The organism is Paucibacter sp. B2R-40 (assembly GCF_025717555.1).
Classification (GTDB): domain Bacteria; phylum Pseudomonadota; class Gammaproteobacteria; order Burkholderiales; family Burkholderiaceae_C; genus Paucibacter_A.
In genome coordinates this window covers 170,096-189,347 of sequence record NZ_JAJIRP010000010.1, presented here as the reverse complement: position 1 = coordinate 189,347, position 19,252 = coordinate 170,096, and the positions used below count along the sequence as shown (strand labels likewise).

Below are 19,252 nucleotides of genomic sequence, written 5' to 3'. Positions count from 1 at the left end.
GCAGGGCCGGGCGCCTAGGGCACTTGCTTGGCGAACTCATACCTGTTTGATGCCAATCTTGCGAATCCTCCGAACCGAAGCTTGTGATCAATCGCACGATCCGGCTTTTTGAACAGGGTTTACCCTTGCAAATTTGATAATCATCAAAGATACTTCAATACCAGTTGCGAACCAGTGTTGATCTGCTCGCAGCGCCAAATCGGCACACCCGCTTGAAAAACGGGGTCGCAAAGCTTCCGGTCTACCGTTCAGGCGAGCCTCCAACTCGCCCGGGCCAAGATAGCGGGGTTGCCAGGCAAGTTCAGCTCAAGCCGCCGTTTTCACGGTGTTGCTGAGCAGGATTTGCCCGTCAAGCAGTTCACGCCGCGGTGGCCGTTCACCGCAGCCGTGGCTGCTAGCGCGACTCTCTTCTCGCTTTCTCCCTTGCAGGGCGTGCCAGTGGTTTCACCTATCCATTGACCCCTGCGCGCTAGGCCCTGGCTGAACGCGCGGCCATGTCGGCTGCGATGAGCCAGCATGCCAACCCAGAGAATTGCTTTGAAGATGACGAACTCGACCCACTCCGCCCCAGCCGCCATGGCCAAGCCGCATGCCAGTCTTGCTCGCCGCGTGGCCCTTGCCGGTGGTCTGAGCCTTGCCGCGCTGATCGGCTTGACCAGCCTGGGCTTGAGCTACCAAGCTACCGGCGCAGAGCGCGAGCGCGCAGCTTTGCTGGCAGCCAGCGAAGCCAGTTCGGTGGCTCGCATGGCCGACGCCTTTGACAATAGCGCCCGCTTGATGGTGGAACGCTTCTACAACACCTTTGCCGGCGATTTCAAGGGCAGTTTCAGCCTGCAGGCCGATGCAGCTGATCTGCTGTTTGAAGGCAGCAAGCTGGCCGGTGATTTCGAGGCCGTTGATCGCTTCAGCCGTAATACCGGCGGTGCAGCCACCATCTTCATGCGCAAGGGTGATGATTTCCAACGCATCACGACTTCGCTGAAAAAGGAGAACGGCGAGCGCGCGGTCGGCACCACGCTGGGCAAGGCGCATCCGGCCTATGCCAAGATGATGGAAGGCCAGCCCTATGTCGGCAAGGCGGTGCTGTTCGGCCGGCCTTTCATGAATCACTACCAGCCGATCAAGGACGCCAGCGGCGCCGTCATTGGCATCTTGTTTGTGGGCTTTGACACCTCGGAATTCCAGCGCTCGCTCGAGCAAATGGCGCAAGGCGTCAAGTTGTTCGAAACCGGCGGCGTCTATCTGGTTGACCCGGCAGGCGCCAAGGGCAAGCCGATGTTCCGCGCGCACCCGACTCAAACCGGCAAGCCCGTGGCCGAGGTCGACCCGGCGGCGGCTGAGTTTTTGACCGAGCTGTTCCGCAAGTCCGAGGGTCTGGGTGTAAACGCAGCCTCAAACGCAGCCTCAAACGCAGCCGCAATAACTCCAGCCAAGGCGCCTGCCCTGCTCAACAAGGCCAATGATGACGCCTGGGTGGTCGCCAAGCACAGCGAAGCGACGGGCATGTGGGTGGTGGCGGAGGTGTCGGATCGTCAGGCGCTGCGCGAGCATTGGGTGGCCCAGCGCAATCTGTGGTTGACCCTGGGTCTGGTCAGCCTGAGTTTGGCGATGGGCTTGCTGTGCTTGTTAAGACGCTGGGTCGGCGCGCCCTTGACCGCGCTGAATACAGCGGTGGCGCGCTTTGCCAATGGCGATTTGTCGGTGCCGGTGCGCGCGCAGCGTGATGATGACCTGGGTGTGCTGGCCGCTAACGTCGAGCTGATGCGTCAGCAGCTGGCCCAGACCATAGGCTCGGTGCGCATGGCCACCGACGGCATCTCCACCGCCAGCTCGCAAGTGGCGGCGGGCAGCCAGGACTTGTCCGGCCGCACCGAGAGTGGTGCGAGCAGCCTGCAGCAAATCGCCAGCTCGGTCGAGCAACTGACCGGTGCGGTGGCGCAGACGGCCGAAGCAGCGCGCTCGGCCACGGCCTTGGCGGGCAGCGCCAATCAAGCCGCCCATCAGGGCGGCGAGGAAATGCAGCAAGTCCTGATGACCATGGACGACATCAGCACGGCCAGCCGCAAGATCGTCGAGGTCATCGGCACGATTGACGCGATCGCTTTTCAGACCAATATCCTGGCGCTGAACGCGGCGGTTGAGGCGGCGCGGGCCGGCGAACAGGGCCGAGGCTTCGCGGTGGTGGCCAAGGAGGTGCGCAGCCTGGCCCAGCATTGCGCCGAGTCGGCGCGTGAAATCAAGGGCTTGATCGGCGGCAGCGTGATTTGCGTGGACGCCGGCCTCAAACAGGTACAGGCCGCTGGCCGCTCGATGAACGAGATCCTCAGCAGCATTGGTCGCGTCAATGCGGTGGTGTCGCAGATCAGCACCGCCGCCAGCGAACAGCGTGCCGGCATCAGCCAGGTCAACACGGCCATCACGCACCTGGACGCCAGCACGCAGCAAAACGCAGCGCTGGTGGAGGAGAGCACGGCCGCAGCCGAAAGCCTGCAGTCGCAGGCTCAGCAGCTGGCCGAGATGGTCGGCGGCTTCCGCCTCGCTGGCGGGCAGGGCGCGCTGGCCACGGCTTGAGGGCTGATTTGATCTGCAAAAAAAGGAGCAGCGCCGGAGCTTGAATGCCTCCGGCGCTGCCTGAGCTTGGGCTCGGTTGGGCTGGGCCTGATCAGTTGTGATTCGCCACCAAGCTGGCCCCGCTGACGCTAGCATAGGCGCTCAGCAGCAGGTAGTAGATGCCGGCCTTGGGTGCGGCCACCGTGATGGTCTCGGTGTTGGTGCTGCCGTCAGACTTCAGCTCGAACGATGTGGTGGTGGGTGCGGCGCCAAACTTCAGATAGATGTCACCGTCGCCCGTGCCCCCGCTGAGCTTGAACGTCAGATTGCTGGCACCGGCGGGCACGGTGAGCTTGTAGAGCTTGCTGGCACCCTTGGCCAGCGCGATGCCGGTCACGGCCACGCCCTTGCTCAGCGCCGTGGCCGCCGGCGTTGTGGTGGCGCAGCTCACGCCCACGGCGGCAAACGCAGCCGTCACATCGGCGACGGCATAGCTGCGGTTGGCGGCGGCTTTCTCGACCCCGCAAGCGCCTTGATTGAAGGTGCTGCCCGAGGTCCAGTAGAGGCGATTGGCATCGACCATCACTTCGAAAGCCTTGCGGGTGTTCCAGCCGGCGCTGCTGGCCAACAGGTAATAGGCCTTGTTATAGACGCCGCTGCTGAGGTGAACGTCCAGGCTGCTGGTGTAGTCCTTGGCGTGGCCGATCGAGCGGCCATCTTGTGGTGGGTTCTTCATATAGCGCAAGGCACCACTCCCCTTGAAGATCTCGGCGCCGACCAGCCAATCATTCGTGCCCTTCATGAAGAATTCGGCCGCCTCGCCGGCCATGTCCGAGAAGGCTTCGTTCATGCCGCCGGACATGCCCGTGTAGGCCAGGCCGGAGTTCTGCTCGGTGAAGCCGTGGCTCACCTCGTGCGCCGAGACGTCCAGCGAAACCAGCGGATAAAAAGTACTGGCGCCGTCACCGAAGTGCATGGCCGTGCCGTCCCAGAAGGCGTTCTCGTAATTGCTGCCGTAATGCACGCGCATATAGAGCGTTTGGCTGATCGGGCGCAGGCTGAACCAGCTCTGGTAGAGGTTGAAGACCACATTGCCGAAGTAATGCGCGTCATTCAAGGGCGAGTAGGCGCCATTGGTCAGTTTGTATTCATTGCGCGAGCAGGTGAACTTGAACGGCGTGCTGCCGGTGGTGCCGCCGTTCAGGTTGACGGTGATCACATTGCCGCTGTTCATCTGGCAGTCATTGGTGACAACCAAGGGCCCGTAGGTCGTGCCATATTCGTATTTGCCGGTTTTGGCGTTGCCGCCGGGGCCGGTCGCGTTGGCATGGGTCAGGCCTTCCCATTGCTCCAGCACCGCGCCGCTATTGGCATCGATGATGAAGTGCGGCCGGCTCGGATGATCGCCCTGGGCGGTAAGGAAGGACACCAGATAGACCAGTTGAGCGATGCCTTTGTCGTTCAGGCGCACATAGAGCTGGGTCTGATCGTTGGCGATTTTTGCGCCGAGCAAAGCAGCTTTCACCAAGCCTTTGGCCTGCGCCAGCACGGCGGCAGCAGAAAGGCTGGGCTGGGTGTGGGCCAGGTCTTGTTCAATGTTGCGGATCAGGGCACCGGTGAAGGTCGGGGCGGCTCGTGAGGCAGCATCTGCGGCAACACTGTGTTCCACCACGGCCTCGTTCCAGATCGGCACGCCCAGATACAGCTGCTGGTGGCGCGTGACGACCAAGCCATTGGCATAGTTTTGGCTGCGCAAGGATTTGAGCTCCTCCTTGGCCAGGCCCAGAGCGGCAGCGGAGTCAGATGCGCCTTTTTTGGCCGTTAGGCCTATGCTTGCGGGGTCCAGTCCATCGAGTTGAATCCGGTCGGCGGCCAGGGCCTGGCAGGCCAGAGCCGCAGCGCTGAGCAAGAGCGCGCCCCGCCCCAAATGTTTGAAGCCGATGTGTTGCATGGTGAAACTCCAGCGTGTGGGCCTGTAGCCCGGTTTGGTTGGTCCGGCCAGCCATATGTGGTGCCGGGATCTGCAATTTGCGGCCTGGATCACAGGTCTGCCAAGCTGCCCCGTGACTGTTCAGGTCACTGGGATGCAATCCTAGGCAAGGGCGCTGAGCGCACAAGCTGTCAGAGTTGACATCCGCATTTGCACGCATTGAGGCCGCAGCGACGGCCGCCCTAGGATTGCCCGCCCGGATGTGCCCAAACCCCAAAACCATGGAGTCATTCATCATGCGCCTTGCTTTTTGCCCCGCCTCCCTCACGCTCACTGCGCTGCTCTTGGGGCTGACTGGCCTCAGTCCCGCTGCCCGAGCTGCCGACAAGGTCTGGATCAGCCTGGGCGACGCCGCCTGGAGCGAGTTGCAAAAGCTGCAGCCCACCGCGCGGGCCAGTGCCAGCATCGAGGTCAAGCAAGCACCAAGTGAGCCGGGGCCAGATGCTCGCGGTATTGCCAAGACCGAACAAGTGCATTTGGTGGAGGTCGATGAGGCGGCTCTGCTGGCCTTGTCGGCCTCGGTGCATGAAAAATTGAAACGTTGCGGCGGCTATATGTTTCATGCCAACAAGGCCGAGGGCTTGAAGGCGCTGCAAAGCCAGCAAAGCGGCCGGACTGCGCTGCTGGCCGTCAGCCGGCCGAGCTATGTGATCGATCAGCAGGCCTTGATCAATCCGATGTTGGCGCAGATGCAAGCCAGCAATATTGGCCAAACGATGCTGGATCTATCCGCCAATACCAACCGTTACTACACGACCTCCGGTGGCGTGGCCGCGTCCAATTGGCTCAAAAGCCGCTGGAGCAATCTGGTGGCCGGCCGCAGCGATGTCTCGGTCGAGCAGTTCAGCCATCCCAACTGGGCCCAGAAGTCGGTAATTGCCACCTTCAAGGGTTCGGACAATGCCGCAGAAATCGTGGTGCTGGGCGCTCACCTGGATTCGATCAATGCCCAAGGCACGAGTGAAACCACGCGTGCGCCCGGTGCCGACGACGACGCCTCGGGTGTAGCCAGCTTGACCGAAATCATCCGCACCCTGGTCGCCGGCGGCTTCAAGCCGCGTCGCACGATCAAGTTCATGGCTTATGCGGCCGAGGAGGTGGGCCTGCGCGGCTCGCAAGAAATCGCCAACAGCTTCGCGGCGGCCAACGCCAATGTGGTCGGGGTGATGCAACTGGACATGACCAATTACAAGGGCGCTGCCAACGACATCTACATCTTCACCGACTACACCGACAGCGCGCAGAACAGCTTTGTGACGAACTTGATCAAGACTTATTTGCCGACGCTGAAGATCGGCAGCGACCGCTGCGGCTACGCTTGCTCGGACCATGCCTCTTGGAACGCGAAGGGCTACTACGCATCGATGCCATTTGAGTCCTCGTTTGCCGCCGACAACCCCTATATTCACAGCGCCAACGACACTTATGCCAACACCGGCAGCCAAGCCGAGCACTCCCTGAAATTTGCGCGCATGGCCTTGGCCTATGCGGTGGAACTGGGCGCCGACGGTGTGGGCACGCCGCCGGTGGACAAGACCGAGAACTTCAGCGGCAGCTTGAGCCTGAATCAAACCCAGTCTTTCGGGCCGTTCAAACTCAAGGCCGGCGGCACGCTGAAGGCCAGCACCACCGGCACCGGCGATATCGATTTGTTTGTCAAAAAGGGCGGCCCCGCCAGCGCCAGCGTCTACGACTGCAAGAGCGACGGCAGCACGGCCACCGAGAGTTGCAGCGTCAGCGCCTCCGCCACAGCCAATACCGATGTCTACGTCTTGCTCAAGGGCTATAGCGCGGGCACATTCAAGTTGGCCGTTAGCTACACGCCGCAATAGCGGATGAGCCGTTTGGCTCTATCGGCAAAATTTGACGTCATCAGGGTATCACCTAGGTCGCAAAGAATACGGCTCCATGGCGCAGGCAGTCTGCGCATAGGGAGCAGTAAAGATGAAGACGACGTCATTTGAAATCAACAAGGCCGGCGGCAAGTCCCTGCGTTTGATTGCAGTCGCTTGCGGTCTGGCTTTCGCCGCCCCCGCTTTCGCGGCCGGCGCATCGCTGGAAGGCTGGGCCATCATGCCCGCCAATACCTTTGCCGAAGGCCCGACGACCGGCCAATTCGCCAGCGGTGCGGGGGGTAATCCTTTGCCTTTGTTGAACAAGCAGTCAGTTCAAGGCTTCTCGGCCGTGCTGAACGGCCCGGTCGCCGGCAGCTATTTGTTCATGCCCGATAACGGCTTCGGCACCAAGGGCAATTCGGCCGATGCCTTGCTGCGCATGTACGCGGTGACGCCTGATTTCAAGACTTCCAGCGGCGGCACAGGCAGCGTCAAAGCGGCCAACTACAACAGCGGCGCGGCGATGGCCGGCTTCAATGCCGGCAGCTACATCAACCTGGCCGACCCGGACAAAAAGATCGGCTTCGCGATCCAAGCCGATTACACCCACTACTACAACAATGCGGCCAATCCGCTCGTCGATGCCAGCATCCGTTCGGGCCGCTTGCTGACCGGCGCTGATTTTGACGTCGAGTCGGTGCGCAAAGACAAGAACGGCAACCTGTGGTTTGGCGATGAATTTGGTCCATTCCTGGTCAAGGCCGATGCCAGCGGCAAGGTACTGCGCGGCGAGGTCGGCTTGCCCGGCGTGATGTCGCCGCAAAACCCCTATCTGAATGGCGGTACGCCGAACTTGAACGGCTCCAACGGCTTTGAAGGCATGGCCATCAACCGAGCCGGTGACAAGTTGTTCACGCTGCTGGAAGGCACGGTCGCGGGCGACGACGCTAACCGTAAGACGCTGCGCATCAACGAGTTCAGCATCGACACCGAGTCCTACACCGGCCAGCAATGGAAGTACAAGCTCGACGCCGCCGGCACCAATATCGGCGATATGACGGCGCTCAATGACCATGAATTCCTGGTCATCGAACGCAACGGCGTGACCGCCACCTCAGCTTCGGGTACCCCGTTCAAGAAGATCTTCCGCATCGACATCAACAAGGTCGATGCGGCCGGCTATGTGGACAAGTCCGAAGCGGTCGATCTGATGAATATCGCCGACCCGGATGATCTCAACGGCGACGGCAAAACCAGCTTCACCTTCCCCTTCGTGACGATCGAAAGCGTGCTGGTGCTGGACGAGAACACCTTGCTGGTGGCGAACGACAACAACTACCCCGGCGTCGGTGGCCGTGATCTGGGTTCGGACAACACCGAGTTCCTGAAGATCCACCTGACCAGCGCAGTGCCTGAGCCCAGCACCTATGCGCTGCTGCTGGCGGGTCTGGGCGGGATCGGCTTCTTTGTGGCCGGGCGCCGCAAGCGTGACTGATTGCTGAGCTAAGTCGCTCAAAAAGGAAGAAGGCCCGCGCTGTGAAGTTCGGGCCTTCTGGTTTTTGCTCCGGTGACCTTGCTTACAAGCTTGGCCAGACCTCGGCCTGCACATCAAAGCGTGGATACCAGTCCGAGGGCAGGGTGCCCGACCAGACGCGGTTGTGATGCGGCAGCAAGCGCTTTTTGCCGAAGGTCATGCGTGCATCGGCCAGGGCCAGCAGGCTGCGTGCGGTCCAGTCAGAGCCGGGCGGACTGGCGGCGGCACCCAGAGTAACGGTCAGGGGCGTGGGGCCGGCGAGAGTGGCGAACTCCGCCTCTACCGCAAGGCGCAGCGTCTCGGCCGTGGCAACGGCGGCCGCAAGGTCGGTGGCCGGCAGCAGCATCACGAATTCATCGCCGCCCAGATGAGCCAGGCTGGCTCCGGCCGGCTGCAGCGAGCTCAACAAGGTAGCGGCGCGCGTCAGCACGGTTTGGGCTTGCGCGTGACCTTGGTCTTCCAGATAGGCCTTGAAGTGGTCGAGATCCAGCGTTAGCACGGCCAGCGACTGGCCGCCAGCGCGGGCCGCAGCGGCCGCTTGCTCCATCAGGGTCTGCAGAGCCTGGCGATCCATCAGGCCGTTCAATTGGTCAGCAATCAGATTGGGCATTGAGCACTCCATTCAGGAACATGAGTCCATAGTATGCAGGCCGGCCGGCTTTGACACCCTCCAAATCCCGATGTTTTTGCCCTCAGTTTCAAAAAAGAAGCTCAGGCCTTCGGCAAGCATTCCAGCAAAAAGCTGTCAATCAAACGCGAAGCGCGCCGGTCCTTCAGGCAGTAAAGATATTCGCGCACCAGCGGCGCGGCCTCGTCATTGGCCATGCCGATCAGGGGGATGACGCGCAGATCCGGGTGTTCGCAGACCTCGTTGGCGGCGAAGATGCACACGCCCATTTGCCGGATCACCGCCTCGCGCAGGGCCTCGCGGCTGGCGATCTCCATGCAGCTGAGCGGCTGCACCTTGGCGTCCATCAGCATTTGCTCGGTCAGCTGGCGCGTCATGGAGCCGCGTTCGCGCATCAAGAGATGGCAGCCGGCCAAGGCATTCAAGCGCACCTGGGCGAGGCGGGCGAGCGGATGATCGCGGTGCGCGACCAGGGCCAGCGGGTCGGCGCCGAGTTCGAGGCGGTGCAGGCGCGGGTCTTCTTCCAAGTGTGAGGAGGTGGCAATGTCGACCCGGTATTCCTGCAGCGCATCAATCATCTGACGTGAATTGCCGGCCGCCAAGGTGATCTCCACTTGCGGGAAGCGCTGCCGGTAGCGCTGCACGATGTCGAGCACGTAATAGGGCGCGGTGGCGCCAATGCGCAGGCTGCCGCGCTGCAATTCGCCGGCATTGCGCAGCGCAAACTCTAGGTCGATTTCTTGCTGCAAGAGCTGATCGACGCGCGGCATCAAGAGCACGCCGGCATCGCTGATCAAGAGCCGGCCGCCCTCGCGGCGGAACAGCTCGACCCCGTACAGATCCTCCAGCGCGCGAATCTGCGTGGTGACGGTCGGCTGACTCAAGCGCAGATGCTTGGCCGCCAGCGTCACGCTGCCCAGGCGTGCGACGGTGAAAAACGCCTTCAACTGGCTCACCAGCATGGCCGGCCTCGAAAGTCACCCGGGCTCAGGGGTGCAAAACCTGCCAATAGTTGCTTTGTCAAATTTGCGTCATTTGACGCGCTGTGTTCATCCGCCATCCCTACAGTTTCGCCGATCCGCAGTGCTGGCTCTTGTAAGTCGTGCGCTGCGTGAGCTGCCTGCAAACTTTCGTCGAACCATCTGGAGTTGAAATGCGTCAAACCTTCGTGAAACTGGCCTTGTTGAGCCTGACCGCCTTGATGGCTGGCCAAGCATTTGCCCAAGCCAAGACCGAGTTGCTGGTCTATTCAGCGCTGGAAGCCGATCAAATCAAGGCCTACAAGGCCGCCTTCGAGGCCGACAACCCCAGCATCGAGCTGAAGTTCGTGCGCGAGTCCACCGGCATCATCACCGCCCGCTTGCTGGCCGAAAGAGCCAACCCGCAGGCCGATATGGTGTGGGGCCTGGCCGCCACGTCCTTGATGCTGCTGGACAAGGACGGCCTCCTGCAGCCCTATGCGCCCAAGGGTCTGGAGCAGGTGCGCGCCACGATGCGTGACCCGCGCGTTCAGCCGACCTGGGTCGGCATGGACCTGTGGTCGTCGGCGGTTTGCTTCAATACGGTCGAGGCCGAAAAGCGCCATCTGCCCAAGCCCGCGAGCTGGGCCGATCTGACGCTGCCGGTCTACAAAGGCACGGTGACGATGCCGCATCCTGCCTCCAGCGGCACCGGGTTTTTGATGGTGTCGGCCTGGTTGCAGACCATGGGCGAGGCCAAGGGCTGGGCCTATATGGATGCACTGCACCAGAATGTCGGCGTCTACACGCACAGCGGCTCCAAGCCTTGCCGCCAGGCCGGTGCCGGCGAATTCCCGGTCGGACTGTCCTTTGATTACCGCGCCAACAAGACCAAGAAAGACGGCGCGCCTATCGACATCATCTTCCCCAAAGAAGGCTTGGGTTGGGATGTTGAAGCGACCGCCATCTTCAAGAGCAGCAAGAAGCAAGAAGCGGCGCGTGCGCTGGCCGACTGGGCAGTGACCAAGAAGGCCAATGAGCTGTATGCCGGCAACTTCGCCGTGCTGGCGCTGCCGCAGGTGCAGGAACGTCTGGAATTCGTGCCGTCCGACATCGAAAAACTCTTGATCAAGAACGACTTCGCCTGGGCCGCCGCCAACCGCGATCGCATCCTGACCGAGTGGGCCAAGCGTTACGAAGGTAAGGCTGAGCCCAAGAAGTGATCTTGCTCAAGCCTCTGCACAAAGAATAGAAACCGTCTCCATGCTTTCGGTACAACACATCACCAAGCGTTACGGCACGCAGTCGGTGCTGCGCGGCATCGCGCTGGACGTGGCGCAGGGCGAGTTCATAAGCTTGCTGGGGCCTTCGGGCTGCGGCAAGACCACGCTCTTGCGCATTCTCTGCGGCATCGAGACGCCCGACAGCGGCAGCATTCATCTGCGCGGCCAAGACATCACTGCGCTGGAAGCTTCGCAGCGCCGCTTTGGCGTCGTCTTCCAGTCCTATGCCTTGTTCCCGAACTTGAGCGTGGCGGCCAATGTCGCTTATGGGCTTCAGGGCATGAAGCGTGCGCAGCAGCAGACGCGGGCGCTGGAGATGCTGGACCTGGTCGGCCTGGCCGATCAGGCGCACAAGTTCCCATCCCAGCTGTCCGGCGGTCAGCAGCAGCGGGTGGCCTTGGCGCGCGCCCTGGCGCCGCAGCCGCCGCTGCTCTTGCTGGATGAGCCACTGTCGGCCTTGGACGCGCAGGTGCGCGTCAGCCTGCGGGCCGAGATCCGCCGCTTGCAAAAGCAGTTAGGTATCACCACGCTGATGGTGACCCATGACCAGGATGAGGCGCTGTCGATGTCGGACCGCGTCGTCGTCATGCACAAGGGGCAGATTGAGCAGACCGGCACGCCGCAGCAGCTCTATGCGCGGCCAGCGAGCGAGTTTGTGGCCGGTTTTGTCGGCAAGATGAACTTGATGCCGGCGCTGGTGGTGGCGCGCAATCGGGCGCGTGTTGGGGCGCATGACTTGCACTGCGATATCGATACCTTCAAGACCGGCAGCCCGCTGCTGCTGGGGCTGCGGCCCGAGGCGATCAGGCTACGTGCTTTCAATGCGGACGAGGTCTTGCCGACCACGGAGAGCCTCAATAGCTTGCAGGCCGAAGTGCTGGAGACGGTGTTTCTGGGTCCTTGCACCTTGGTGCGCCTGCGCTGCGCGGCTTTAGGCGGAGTCGTGATCGAGGCCGAAGTGCCGACTTCGAACGACGCCAGCCTGCCGGCCTGGCTGCAGGGTCAGGTCTTGATGGAGTTGCCGGCGAGCAGCATTCGCGGCCTGATGCAGCCACTCTCCATGCTGCGAGTCGCATGAGCCGGGTCCAACAGATGAATGAGCGCGGCCCACTGCTGCTGCTCTTGGTTGTCGGTCTTTTGGCCTTGGTGCTGGGCATTGCCTTGCCAGTGGGCAGCCTGCTGGCAATGAGCTTTTACGCGGCCGATGGCAGCTTCGCGGGCTTGAGCAACTTCAGCAGTTATTTTGGCAGCCCCAATGTCGGGCGCTCGCTCTTCAACAGCCTGTATTTGTCGGCCTTGAGCGCGCTCATCAGCGTGGGCTTGGCTTACGGCTATGCCTATGCGCTGACGCAGACCTGCATGCCGGGACGGCGCTTCTTTCGCGCGGTGGCCTTGCTGCCCATCCTTGCGCCGTCGCTGTTGATGGCGATCAGCTTGATCTATCTGTTTGGAAATCAAGGCCTGCTTAGAGGCTGGCTGGGCGGGCACAGCATTTACGGGCCGCTGGGCATCGTCATCGGCTCGGTCTTGTGGACCTTGCCGCACGCCTTGCTGATTATGTTGACGGCTTTGGCCACCAGTGACGGGCGCTTGCATGAGGCCGCGGCCAGTCTGGGCGCTGGGCGCTGGCGCATTTTTCGCACCGTCACGTTGCCGGCCAGCCGCTACGGGCTGCTGATTTCACTGGTGGTGGTGTTCGTGATGGTCCTGACCGACTTTGGCGTGCCCAAGGTGATTGGCGGCAATACCCAAGTGCTGGCCACCGATATCTACAAACAGGTGATAGGCCAGCAGCGCCTGCAAATGGGCGCGGTCGTGGCTTTGCTGTTGCTGCTGCCTGCGTTGCTGGCCTTTTGGGTCGAGCAGCGCCTGCGGCGAGCGCAGGGCGCCGCCTTGACCGTGCGCGCCGTGCCTTATCAGCCAAAAGCCTGGGGCCGCCTGGACGGTGCCATGCTGCTCTATTGCAGCCTGATCGCTTTGCTCTTGATCGCCGTGATGGGCGTGGCCATGTTTGCGGCCTTGGCGACCTACTGGCCTTATAACTTGACGCCGTCTTTCAATAACTTTCGTTTCGACATGATGGACGGCGGCGGCTGGGCCAGCTACGGCAATTCGATCAAGCTGGCCTTGGGCTGCGCGGTCTTGGGTGCAGGCTTGACCTTCTTGAGCGCCTATCTGGTCGAGAAGCCCCGCCGCTTTGAGGCTGGTCGCGGTCTCTTGAACGCCATCGCCAGCCTGCCCATGGCGGTGCCGGGTCTGGCGCTGGGCCTGGGCTATATCTTGTTCTTCAATGCCGGCTGGAATCCGCTGCATGGCCTCTATGGCACTTTGAGCTTACTTGTCATTTGCACGGTCGCGCATTTCTACTCGGTCGCGCATATCACCCAACTGGCCGCACTGCGCCAGCTGGACCCGGAGTATGAGCTGGTGGCCGCGTCCTTGGGCGTGCCGTTTTGGACCACGCTGTGGCGGGTTCATTTGCCGGTCAGCTTGCCGGCCATGATGCAAGTGGCTGCGTATTTCTTCATCAACGCGATGACGACGGTGTCGGCCGTGGTGTTCTTGTATTCGCCCGAAACCACGCTGGCCTCGGTGGCGGTGCTGGCCATGGACGACGCCGGTGATATCGGCCCGGCCGCGGCGATGGCGGTGCTGATCTTTTTGACCGCAGCCTTGGGCCGCTTTTTGATCGCGCTGCTGGAGCGCATGCTGATCAAGCGCACACAGGCCTGGCGTGCACGCTGACGAATTCACATCCCATCTTCTTCAACATGACTATGAAATATGACCTTTTGGTGGTCGGCGCCGGCATCGTCGGCCTGGCCCATGCCTATACCGCCGCTCGGCGCGGTTTGAAGGTGCTGGTCTTGGAGCGCGACGCGGCCTGCGTCGGCGCTTCGATCCGCAATTTCGGCTTTGTCACGGTGACCGGCCAAAAATCCGGCGCCAGCCATGCAAGAGCGCGTCGTTCGCGCCAGGTCTGGGCCGAAGTGGCGCCGCTGGCCGGCATCGATGTGGTGCACACCGGGCTCTTTCTGGCGGCCGAGCGCCCCGAGGCTCAAGCGGTGCTGGAAGCCTTTATGGCGACCGAGATGGCCGAGGGCTGCGAGCTCTTGAGTCCGGACGCCGCCGCCGCGCGCGCGCCCGCGCTGCGCACCGAACAGCTGCAAAGCGTGCTTTACAGCCCGCATGAGCTGCGGGTCGAATCGCGCACGGCGATCCCGCGTTTGACGACTTGGTTGGCGACGGCGCATGGCGTCGAGTTCCGCTTCGGCGAGGCAGTGCTGGCGGTGGACACGCCGCATGTGCAGACGGCGCGCGCTAACTACCAAGCCGAGCGCGTCGTGGTCTGCGGCGGCGCTGAATTGAACGGCTTGTTCGCCAACAGCTGGCTGCCGCATCGTCTGCGCCTGTGTCAGTTGCAAATGTTGCGGGTGCGGCCAGAGGCCGGCTTCAAGCTGCCCGGCTCGGTGATGGGGGATCTGAGTTTGATTCGCTATGAAGGCTACTCCGAGTTGCCGCAAGCGCAAGCCTTGCGGGCGCGGCTAGAAAAAGAAGAAGCCGCCAGCCTGGCGCATGGCATCCATCTGATCGTGGTGCAAAGCGCTGACGGCTCCCTGGTCGTGGGTGACTCGCACCATTACGGCCCGGTCTTGCCGCCTTTCGCTTCGGAAGAGGTGGATGCCTTGATCCTGCGGCATTTGCATCAAAGCCTGCGTCTCGAAAAGGCGGTGGTGACCGAGCGCTGGGTCGGCACCTATCCCTCCTCAGCCACCGAGCCTTGCCTGGTCGAAGCACCCGCGGCCAACACCCGGCTGGTCACGGTGACCAGCGGCACCGGCGCCAGCACGGCCTTTGGGCTGGCCGAAGAAGTTTTCAGAGATTGGTAATCAGCAATGAATGACAAGACGAAGCAGCATTTGCAAGCGGTAGTGTTTGATTGGGCCGGCACCATCATCGACTTTGGCAGTCAGGCGCCGATGGGTGCTTTTGTCCAGCTGTTTGCCCGCTACGGCGTGGTGATCAGCATCGCTGAAGCAAGAGTGCCGATGGGCTTGGCCAAGTGGGATCACATTCATGCGCTGGGCAATCAGCCAGAAATTGCGCAGCGTTGGCGTATGGCGCACGACCGCGATTTCACCGACGCTGACTGTGATGAGCTTTACGAGGTCTTCACACCGATGAATATGGCCAGCGTCACCCAGCATGCAGCGCTGATTCCGGGGGCGCTTGAAACCGTCGCCGGCCTGCGCGCGAGGGGTCTGAAAATTGGCTCGACCACCGGCTACAACCGCCCCATCATGGAAGTCGTCGCCCCCTTGGCCGAGGCGCAGGGCTACAAGCCCGACAACCTAGTCTGCGCCGGCGATATGGCCAGCGCAAGACCTGGCCCTTTGATGATGGTGCGCACGCTGTCGGATCTGGGCGTTTGGCCGCCGGCTGCGGTGGTCAAGGTGGATGACACGGTGCCGGGCTTGCAAGAGGGCAGGGCGGTCGGCGCTTGGGTGGTGGGTCTGGCCGTGACGGGCAATTCCTTGGGCCTGAGTGAAGCCGAGTGGCTGGCCACACCGCCCGCGCAACAAGTGCTGCTGCTTGAGCAGGCGCGCCAATTGCTGTTGGAGGGCGGCGCGCATTTTGTCATCGACGGCGTGGCCGATCTGCTGCCGCTGATAGACGAGATCGAGCGTCGCATGGCGGCGGGTGAATTACCCGCCTGAACAGGGGCGTTTGCCGGCCTGAGACAATGCCGACATGAATGATATTCAAAGTAGCAGCGAGCGCCCGGACGGCTTTGTGCGCGTGCAAGCCGCGCTGGCGCGAGCCCGCCATGCCCATGCGCCGCAATGGTTGGAGGTGGCCGCACGCACCTCGCAAGAAGCGGCCGATGCCCTGGGCGTGAGCCTGGGCCAGATCGCCAAGTCTGTGGTCTTCAAGCGCAAATCGGACGAGGCCGCCGTGTTGGTGATCACCTCGGGCGACAAACGCGTGGACGAGAAAAAACTCGCTCCGCACACCGGGCCGCTGGGCCGCGCCGATGCGGACTATGTCAAGGCACGCACAGGCTTTTCCATCGGCGGGGTTTCGCCCTTGGGTTTTTTGCCCAGCGCTGATGCGCCGCAGCCCTTGCTCTTTGTCGATCAGGAGCTGTTTCGTTTTGAGGTGATCTGGGCTGCGGCCGGCCACCCTAACGGCGTGTTCAAGATGTCGCCGGCCGAGCTGGCCGCCATGACCGGCGCGCCGGTGATCGATGTGGTGCAAGCATGACGACGAGTGCTTTGGTTAGCTCGGCGGTCAAGTCGCCTTGCAGCAATGTTTGCAAGATCCATCAGCCGACCGGCTGGTGCGAGGGTTGCGCGCGCACGATTCCTGAAATCACCGTCTGGTCCAAGTCCGATGACGCTGCCCGTCTGGAGATTTTGAGCCGCTTGCCGCCGCGCCGCGAGCACCTGCTCGACCTCGGCATTTTCACTGCCGCTGAACAAACCCACGAGCCCTGAAAGGCCTAGCAGCACCATGAAGCAATTGCGTTTTTACTTCGACCCAATCTCGCCTTACGCGGCCCTGGCTTTCGAGCGCCTGCCCGAAGCCTTGAGCGGCATCAGCTATAGCGTCGAGTACCGCCCGATTCTGTTTGCGGCACTGCTGCACGCCTTGGGCCAGAAAGGCCCGGCCGAGATCGAGCCCAAGCGGCAATGGACCTTCCGCCAAGTGGCCTGGGCCGCGCATCAGTTCAACATTCCCTTGCAGGTGCCGGCACAGCACCCGTTCAACCCCTTGCCCTTGCTGCGCCTGGCTTGGGCCTGCGCGCCGGCCGGTGGCACGCCGAACCGTCTGCAGGTCGAAAAGATCCTGCACCATGTCTGGCGCGGCGAAGGCGCCGACGCGAATCAGGCGGAGCGTCTGGCTCAACTGACGCAAGACCTGGCCCCGGTGCGCGAGGTGGCCAGCGAGGAGATCAAGGAGACTTTGCGCAACGCCACCGAACAAGCGCTGGAGCTGGGTGTGTTCGGTGTGCCAACGATTGAAGTGGACGGCCGCCTGTTCTGGGGTTTGGATTCGCTCGAAATGCTAGCGGCTTATCTGCGCGGAGACCCTTGGTTTGAGCAAGGCGCATGGGATGCAGCCGCCAAATCTCGACCGGGTGTGCGCCGGGCCAGCGCTGCTAAATGATCCAAGAATGGCGACCCAGGACTTACCCTTGATCTTGGATAAATTTCACATTAAGAAATAAAAGCCAAGGGTTGCAACCGGGTTTGTAAGCAAGCGTTCAGCGCGGCGTCAGAGTGGGGTCAGAGGCTGCTTCCATAGTTGCGCCAAGAGCTGCCGGTCGGTGGTTCTCAGGCAAATATTTGGAGACATCCACCATGGCAACTGCAACAGCAGTCTCCACGACGAACACGCCAATGACGGGTGAAGAGAAGAAAGTGATCTTCGCCTCCTCGCTGGGCACCGTGTTCGAGTGGTACGACTTTTACCTCTACGGTTCTTTGGCGCCAATTATCGCCAAGCAATTCTTCTCGGGCCTGGACCCGCAAGCGGCGTTCATCGCGTCCTTGCTGGCCTTTGCCGCCGGCTTCATCGTGCGCCCCTTCGGCGCCTTGGTGTTCGGTCGTTTGGGCGACATGATCGGTCGCAAGTACACCTTCTTGGTGACGATTCTGATCATGGGTTTGTCGACCTTCATCGTCGGCGTGCTGCCCAATTACGCGACCATAGGCGCGGCCGCTCCGGTCATCTTGATCGGCCTGCGCATGCTGCAAGGCTTGGCCTTGGGTGGTGAGTATGGCGGCGCCGCAACCTATGTGGCCGAACATGCCCCCGCCAACAAGCGCGGTGCCTACACGTCCTGGATTCAAACCACCGCAACGCTGGGTCTGTTCCTGTCCTTGATGGTGATTCTGGGCACCCGCACGCTGATCGGCGAGACCGCCTTCGGTGAGTGGGGCTGGCGCGTGCCGTTCATCGTGTCGATCTTGCTGCTGGCTGTCAGCGTCTGGATCCGCTTGTCGATGAACGAGAGCCCGGCCTTCCAGAAGATGAAGTCCGAAGGCAAGACTTCCAAGGCACCGCTGTCCGAGTCCTTCGGCCAGTGGAAAAACCTGAAGATTGTCATGCTGGCGCTGTTCGGTCTGGTTGCCGGCCAAGGTGTGGTCTGGTACACGGGCCAGTTCTATGCGTTGTTCTTCCTGACCAGCGTGTTGAAGGTGGAAATGTCGGCCGCCAACATCATGGTTGCGATCTCGCTGCTCTTGGGCACACCGTTCTTCGTGATCTTCGGCACCCTGTCGGACAAGATCGGCCGCAAGCCGATCATCATGGCCGGCTTGCTGCTCGCCATCGTGACCTACTTCCCATTGTTCAAGGCGCTGACCAATGCGGCCAACCCTGACTTGGCCAAGGCACAAGCGAGCGCCCAGATCACGCTGACCGTGGATACATCGACCTGCTCCTTCCAGGGCAGCCCGATTGCTCGTGAAGTCGACTTCACCAGCAGCTGCGACATTGCCAAGCGTGCCTTGGCTCAGTCCTCGGCCAGCTACGAGACTTTGCCCGGCCCAGCCGGCTCGGTGGCGGTGATCAAGGTCGGCGAGAAGGTCATCAATGGCCTCAACGCCACGGTGATGCCAGGTGGCTTCAAGTTCGACGAAGCCAGCGCCAAGGGTATTGCCGCCTTCAAGAAGGAATTGAGCGAAGCGATGAAGGCCGCCGGCTACCCCGCCAAGGCCGACCCCGCCAAGATCAACCAGCCTTTGGTGGTGGCCATCCTGTTCGTCTTGGTCTTGTACGTGACCATGGTCTACGGCCCGATCGCCGCGATGCTGGTGGAGTTGTTCCCAACCCGTATCCGTTACACCTCGATGAGCTTGCCTTATCACATCGGTAACGGCTGGTTCGGTGGACTGCTGCCTTCCATCACCTTCGCGATGGTGGCGCAAAACGGCAACATCTATCACGGCCTGTGGTACCCAATCGGCGTCGCTGCCATGACGCTGGTGATCGGCCTGCTGTTTGTGCGTGAAACCAAGGATGTGGATATTTACGCTAACGACTAAGCCCAAGCTCCTCAGCGAGCCAAACGCTTGAATTGCACGGGGCGGCCTTAGGGTCGCCCTTTTTCAATTGGGCTTTGCCAAAGCGCTCTCAGGCTGGAGTCAGCAAGCTCGGTGACAATAAAAGTTGCTGCTAACCTTTTCTTTGAACTGGAACCAAATCATGTGGAAATTACTCGTCGGCTTTGCCGTTTTTGCTGCCCTGGCCATCTTTATCTTGATGAAGAGCGGCGGAAACGTTGATATGAGCGGAGAAAAGCACGACGTGGCCGCACCGCATGTCGAAGAGTCAGCTTCGGCCGCCTCGGCCGCTTTGGTCGCGCCAGCCCCCGCTTCCGCCGCATCCAATTAAAGGCTGCTGCAAGATTCTCGAAACGCGGCTGCTTGACTTAGGTCAATAGTCGCCCCATGCCGCAGGCCTA

Annotated in this window: 16 protein-coding genes and 1 riboswitch; of the genes, 13 read left to right on the top strand and 3 right to left on the bottom strand. The window is 61.8% G+C overall.

The genetic code is table 11. From position 1 onward, the window contains the following. Nucleotides 1-191 precede the first annotated feature (191 nt). Nucleotides 192-296, top strand: a riboswitch (cyclic di-GMP riboswitch). A gap of 247 nt (nucleotides 297-543) precedes the next feature. Continuing rightward, nucleotides 544-2,571, top strand: coding sequence for a methyl-accepting chemotaxis protein (locus tag LNV09_RS19785; protein WP_263558790.1), 2,028 nt, complete (start codon nucleotides 544-546; stop codon nucleotides 2,569-2,571). Nucleotides 2,572-2,662: 91 nt separating this feature from the next. Here the strand turns inward: LNV09_RS19785 and LNV09_RS19775 are convergent, their stop codons facing one another. Beyond that, complete coding sequence (locus tag LNV09_RS19775; protein WP_318023310.1) at nucleotides 2,663-4,501, bottom strand: M4 family metallopeptidase; 1,839 nt, start codon at nucleotides 4,499-4,501, stop codon at nucleotides 2,663-2,665. Nucleotides 4,502-4,776: 275 nt separating this feature from the next. On the opposite strand from LNV09_RS19775, the gene LNV09_RS19770 reads away from it, so the two are divergent. Together LNV09_RS19770 and LNV09_RS19765 are read left to right on the top strand one after the other, a co-directional pair. Next, nucleotides 4,777-6,372, top strand: coding sequence for a M20/M25/M40 family metallo-hydrolase (locus LNV09_RS19770; protein ID WP_263558789.1), 1,596 nt, complete (start codon nucleotides 4,777-4,779; stop codon nucleotides 6,370-6,372). 112 nt (nucleotides 6,373-6,484) lie between these two features. Further along, nucleotides 6,485-7,870, top strand: a complete 1,386-nt coding sequence (locus LNV09_RS19765) for an esterase-like activity of phytase family protein (RefSeq protein WP_263558788.1) — start codon at nucleotides 6,485-6,487, stop codon at nucleotides 7,868-7,870. Nucleotides 7,871-7,952: 82 nt separating this feature from the next. Here LNV09_RS19765 and LNV09_RS19760 read toward each other — a convergent pair whose 3' ends face one another. Together LNV09_RS19760 and LNV09_RS19755 are read right to left on the bottom strand one after the other, a co-directional pair. After that, nucleotides 7,953-8,519 carry a GGDEF domain-containing protein gene (locus LNV09_RS19760; protein WP_263558787.1) on the bottom strand — a complete coding sequence of 189 codons (567 nt, stop codon included), beginning with the start codon at nucleotides 8,517-8,519 and terminating at the stop codon, nucleotides 7,953-7,955. Between the two features lie 101 nt (nucleotides 8,520-8,620). Then, nucleotides 8,621-9,499 (bottom strand): LysR substrate-binding domain-containing protein, encoded by an 879-nt coding sequence (locus LNV09_RS19755; protein WP_263558786.1) that lies wholly within the window; start codon nucleotides 9,497-9,499, stop codon nucleotides 8,621-8,623. A gap of 191 nt (nucleotides 9,500-9,690) precedes the next feature. Here LNV09_RS19755 and LNV09_RS19750 point away from each other — a divergent pair, with 191 nt between their 5' ends. The 10 genes from LNV09_RS19750 (at nucleotide 9,691) to LNV09_RS19705 (ending at nucleotide 19,182) form a co-directional block, all read left to right on the top strand. After that, the gene (locus tag LNV09_RS19750) at nucleotides 9,691-10,719 is read left to right on the top strand and encodes a putative 2-aminoethylphosphonate ABC transporter substrate-binding protein (protein WP_411969326.1); all 1,029 of its coding nucleotides are present in this window, start codon (nucleotides 9,691-9,693) and stop codon (nucleotides 10,717-10,719) included. Nucleotides 10,720-10,759: 40 nt separating this feature from the next. Further along, nucleotides 10,760-11,857 carry an ABC transporter ATP-binding protein gene (locus LNV09_RS19745; protein ID WP_263558785.1) on the top strand — a complete coding sequence of 366 codons (1,098 nt, stop codon included), beginning with the start codon at nucleotides 10,760-10,762 and terminating at the stop codon, nucleotides 11,855-11,857. Beyond that, nucleotides 11,854-13,524, top strand: coding sequence for a putative 2-aminoethylphosphonate ABC transporter permease subunit (locus LNV09_RS19740; protein WP_263558784.1), 1,671 nt, complete (start codon nucleotides 11,854-11,856; stop codon nucleotides 13,522-13,524). Before LNV09_RS19745 ends, LNV09_RS19740 begins: the two co-directional genes overlap by 4 nt. A 32-nt stretch (nucleotides 13,525-13,556) precedes the next feature. After that, nucleotides 13,557-14,669 (top strand): TIGR03364 family FAD-dependent oxidoreductase, encoded by a 1,113-nt coding sequence (locus LNV09_RS19735; RefSeq protein WP_263558783.1) that lies wholly within the window; start codon nucleotides 13,557-13,559, stop codon nucleotides 14,667-14,669. A 6-nt stretch (nucleotides 14,670-14,675) separates the two neighbouring features. Further along, nucleotides 14,676-15,497 (top strand): phosphonoacetaldehyde hydrolase, encoded by an 822-nt coding sequence (gene phnX / locus LNV09_RS19730; RefSeq protein WP_263558782.1) that lies wholly within the window; start codon nucleotides 14,676-14,678, stop codon nucleotides 15,495-15,497. Between the two features lie 34 nt (nucleotides 15,498-15,531). Then, nucleotides 15,532-16,044 (top strand): YbaK/EbsC family protein, encoded by a 513-nt coding sequence (locus LNV09_RS19725; RefSeq protein ID WP_263558781.1) that lies wholly within the window; start codon nucleotides 15,532-15,534, stop codon nucleotides 16,042-16,044. Beyond that, on the top strand, nucleotides 16,041-16,277 hold the full coding sequence (locus LNV09_RS19720; protein WP_263558780.1) for a DUF1289 domain-containing protein: 237 nt from the start codon (nucleotides 16,041-16,043) through the stop codon (nucleotides 16,275-16,277). Before LNV09_RS19725 ends, LNV09_RS19720 begins: the two co-directional genes overlap by 4 nt. Before the next feature lie 16 nt (nucleotides 16,278-16,293). Further along, entirely contained in the window at nucleotides 16,294-16,950 is a 657-nt protein-coding gene (locus tag LNV09_RS19715) for a 2-hydroxychromene-2-carboxylate isomerase (protein WP_263558779.1), read from the top strand. 194 nt (nucleotides 16,951-17,144) lie between these two features. After that, nucleotides 17,145-18,833 carry an MFS transporter gene (locus LNV09_RS19710; RefSeq protein WP_263558778.1) on the top strand — a complete coding sequence of 563 codons (1,689 nt, stop codon included), beginning with the start codon at nucleotides 17,145-17,147 and terminating at the stop codon, nucleotides 18,831-18,833. Nucleotides 18,834-18,993: 160 nt separating this feature from the next. Further along, entirely contained in the window at nucleotides 18,994-19,182 is a 189-nt protein-coding gene (locus LNV09_RS19705) for a hypothetical protein (RefSeq protein WP_263558777.1), read from the top strand. Nucleotides 19,183-19,252 lie beyond the last annotated feature (70 nt).

Bases quoted from the DNA above. Each gene is read 5' to 3' on its own strand.
- LNV09_RS19710 (WP_263558778.1), top strand. From the start codon at position 17,145: ATGGCAACTGCAACAGCAGTCTCCACGACGAACACGCCAATGACGGGT.
- LNV09_RS19785 (WP_263558790.1), top strand. From the start codon at position 544: ATGACGAACTCGACCCACTCCGCCCCAGCCGCCATGGCCAAGCCGCAT.
- phnX (WP_263558782.1), top strand. From the start codon at position 14,676: ATGAATGACAAGACGAAGCAGCATTTGCAAGCGGTAGTGTTTGATTGG.
- LNV09_RS19705 (WP_263558777.1), top strand. From the start codon at position 18,994: ATGTGGAAATTACTCGTCGGCTTTGCCGTTTTTGCTGCCCTGGCCATC.
- LNV09_RS19720 (WP_263558780.1), top strand. From the start codon at position 16,041: ATGACGACGAGTGCTTTGGTTAGCTCGGCGGTCAAGTCGCCTTGCAGC.
- LNV09_RS19755 (WP_263558786.1), bottom strand. From the start codon at position 9,499: ATGCTGGTGAGCCAGTTGAAGGCGTTTTTCACCGTCGCACGCCTGGGC.
- LNV09_RS19750 (WP_411969326.1), top strand. From the start codon at position 9,691: ATGCGTCAAACCTTCGTGAAACTGGCCTTGTTGAGCCTGACCGCCTTG.
- LNV09_RS19765 (WP_263558788.1), top strand. From the start codon at position 6,485: ATGAAGACGACGTCATTTGAAATCAACAAGGCCGGCGGCAAGTCCCTG.
- LNV09_RS19770 (WP_263558789.1), top strand. From the start codon at position 4,777: ATGCGCCTTGCTTTTTGCCCCGCCTCCCTCACGCTCACTGCGCTGCTC.
- LNV09_RS19745 (WP_263558785.1), top strand. From the start codon at position 10,760: ATGCTTTCGGTACAACACATCACCAAGCGTTACGGCACGCAGTCGGTG.
- LNV09_RS19760 (WP_263558787.1), bottom strand. From the start codon at position 8,519: ATGCCCAATCTGATTGCTGACCAATTGAACGGCCTGATGGATCGCCAG.
- LNV09_RS19725 (WP_263558781.1), top strand. From the start codon at position 15,532: ATGAATGATATTCAAAGTAGCAGCGAGCGCCCGGACGGCTTTGTGCGC.
- LNV09_RS19715 (WP_263558779.1), top strand. From the start codon at position 16,294: ATGAAGCAATTGCGTTTTTACTTCGACCCAATCTCGCCTTACGCGGCC.
- LNV09_RS19735 (WP_263558783.1), top strand. From the start codon at position 13,557: ATGAAATATGACCTTTTGGTGGTCGGCGCCGGCATCGTCGGCCTGGCC.
- LNV09_RS19740 (WP_263558784.1), top strand. From the start codon at position 11,854: ATGAGCCGGGTCCAACAGATGAATGAGCGCGGCCCACTGCTGCTGCTC.
- LNV09_RS19775 (WP_318023310.1), bottom strand. From the start codon at position 4,501: ATGCAACACATCGGCTTCAAACATTTGGGGCGGGGCGCGCTCTTGCTC.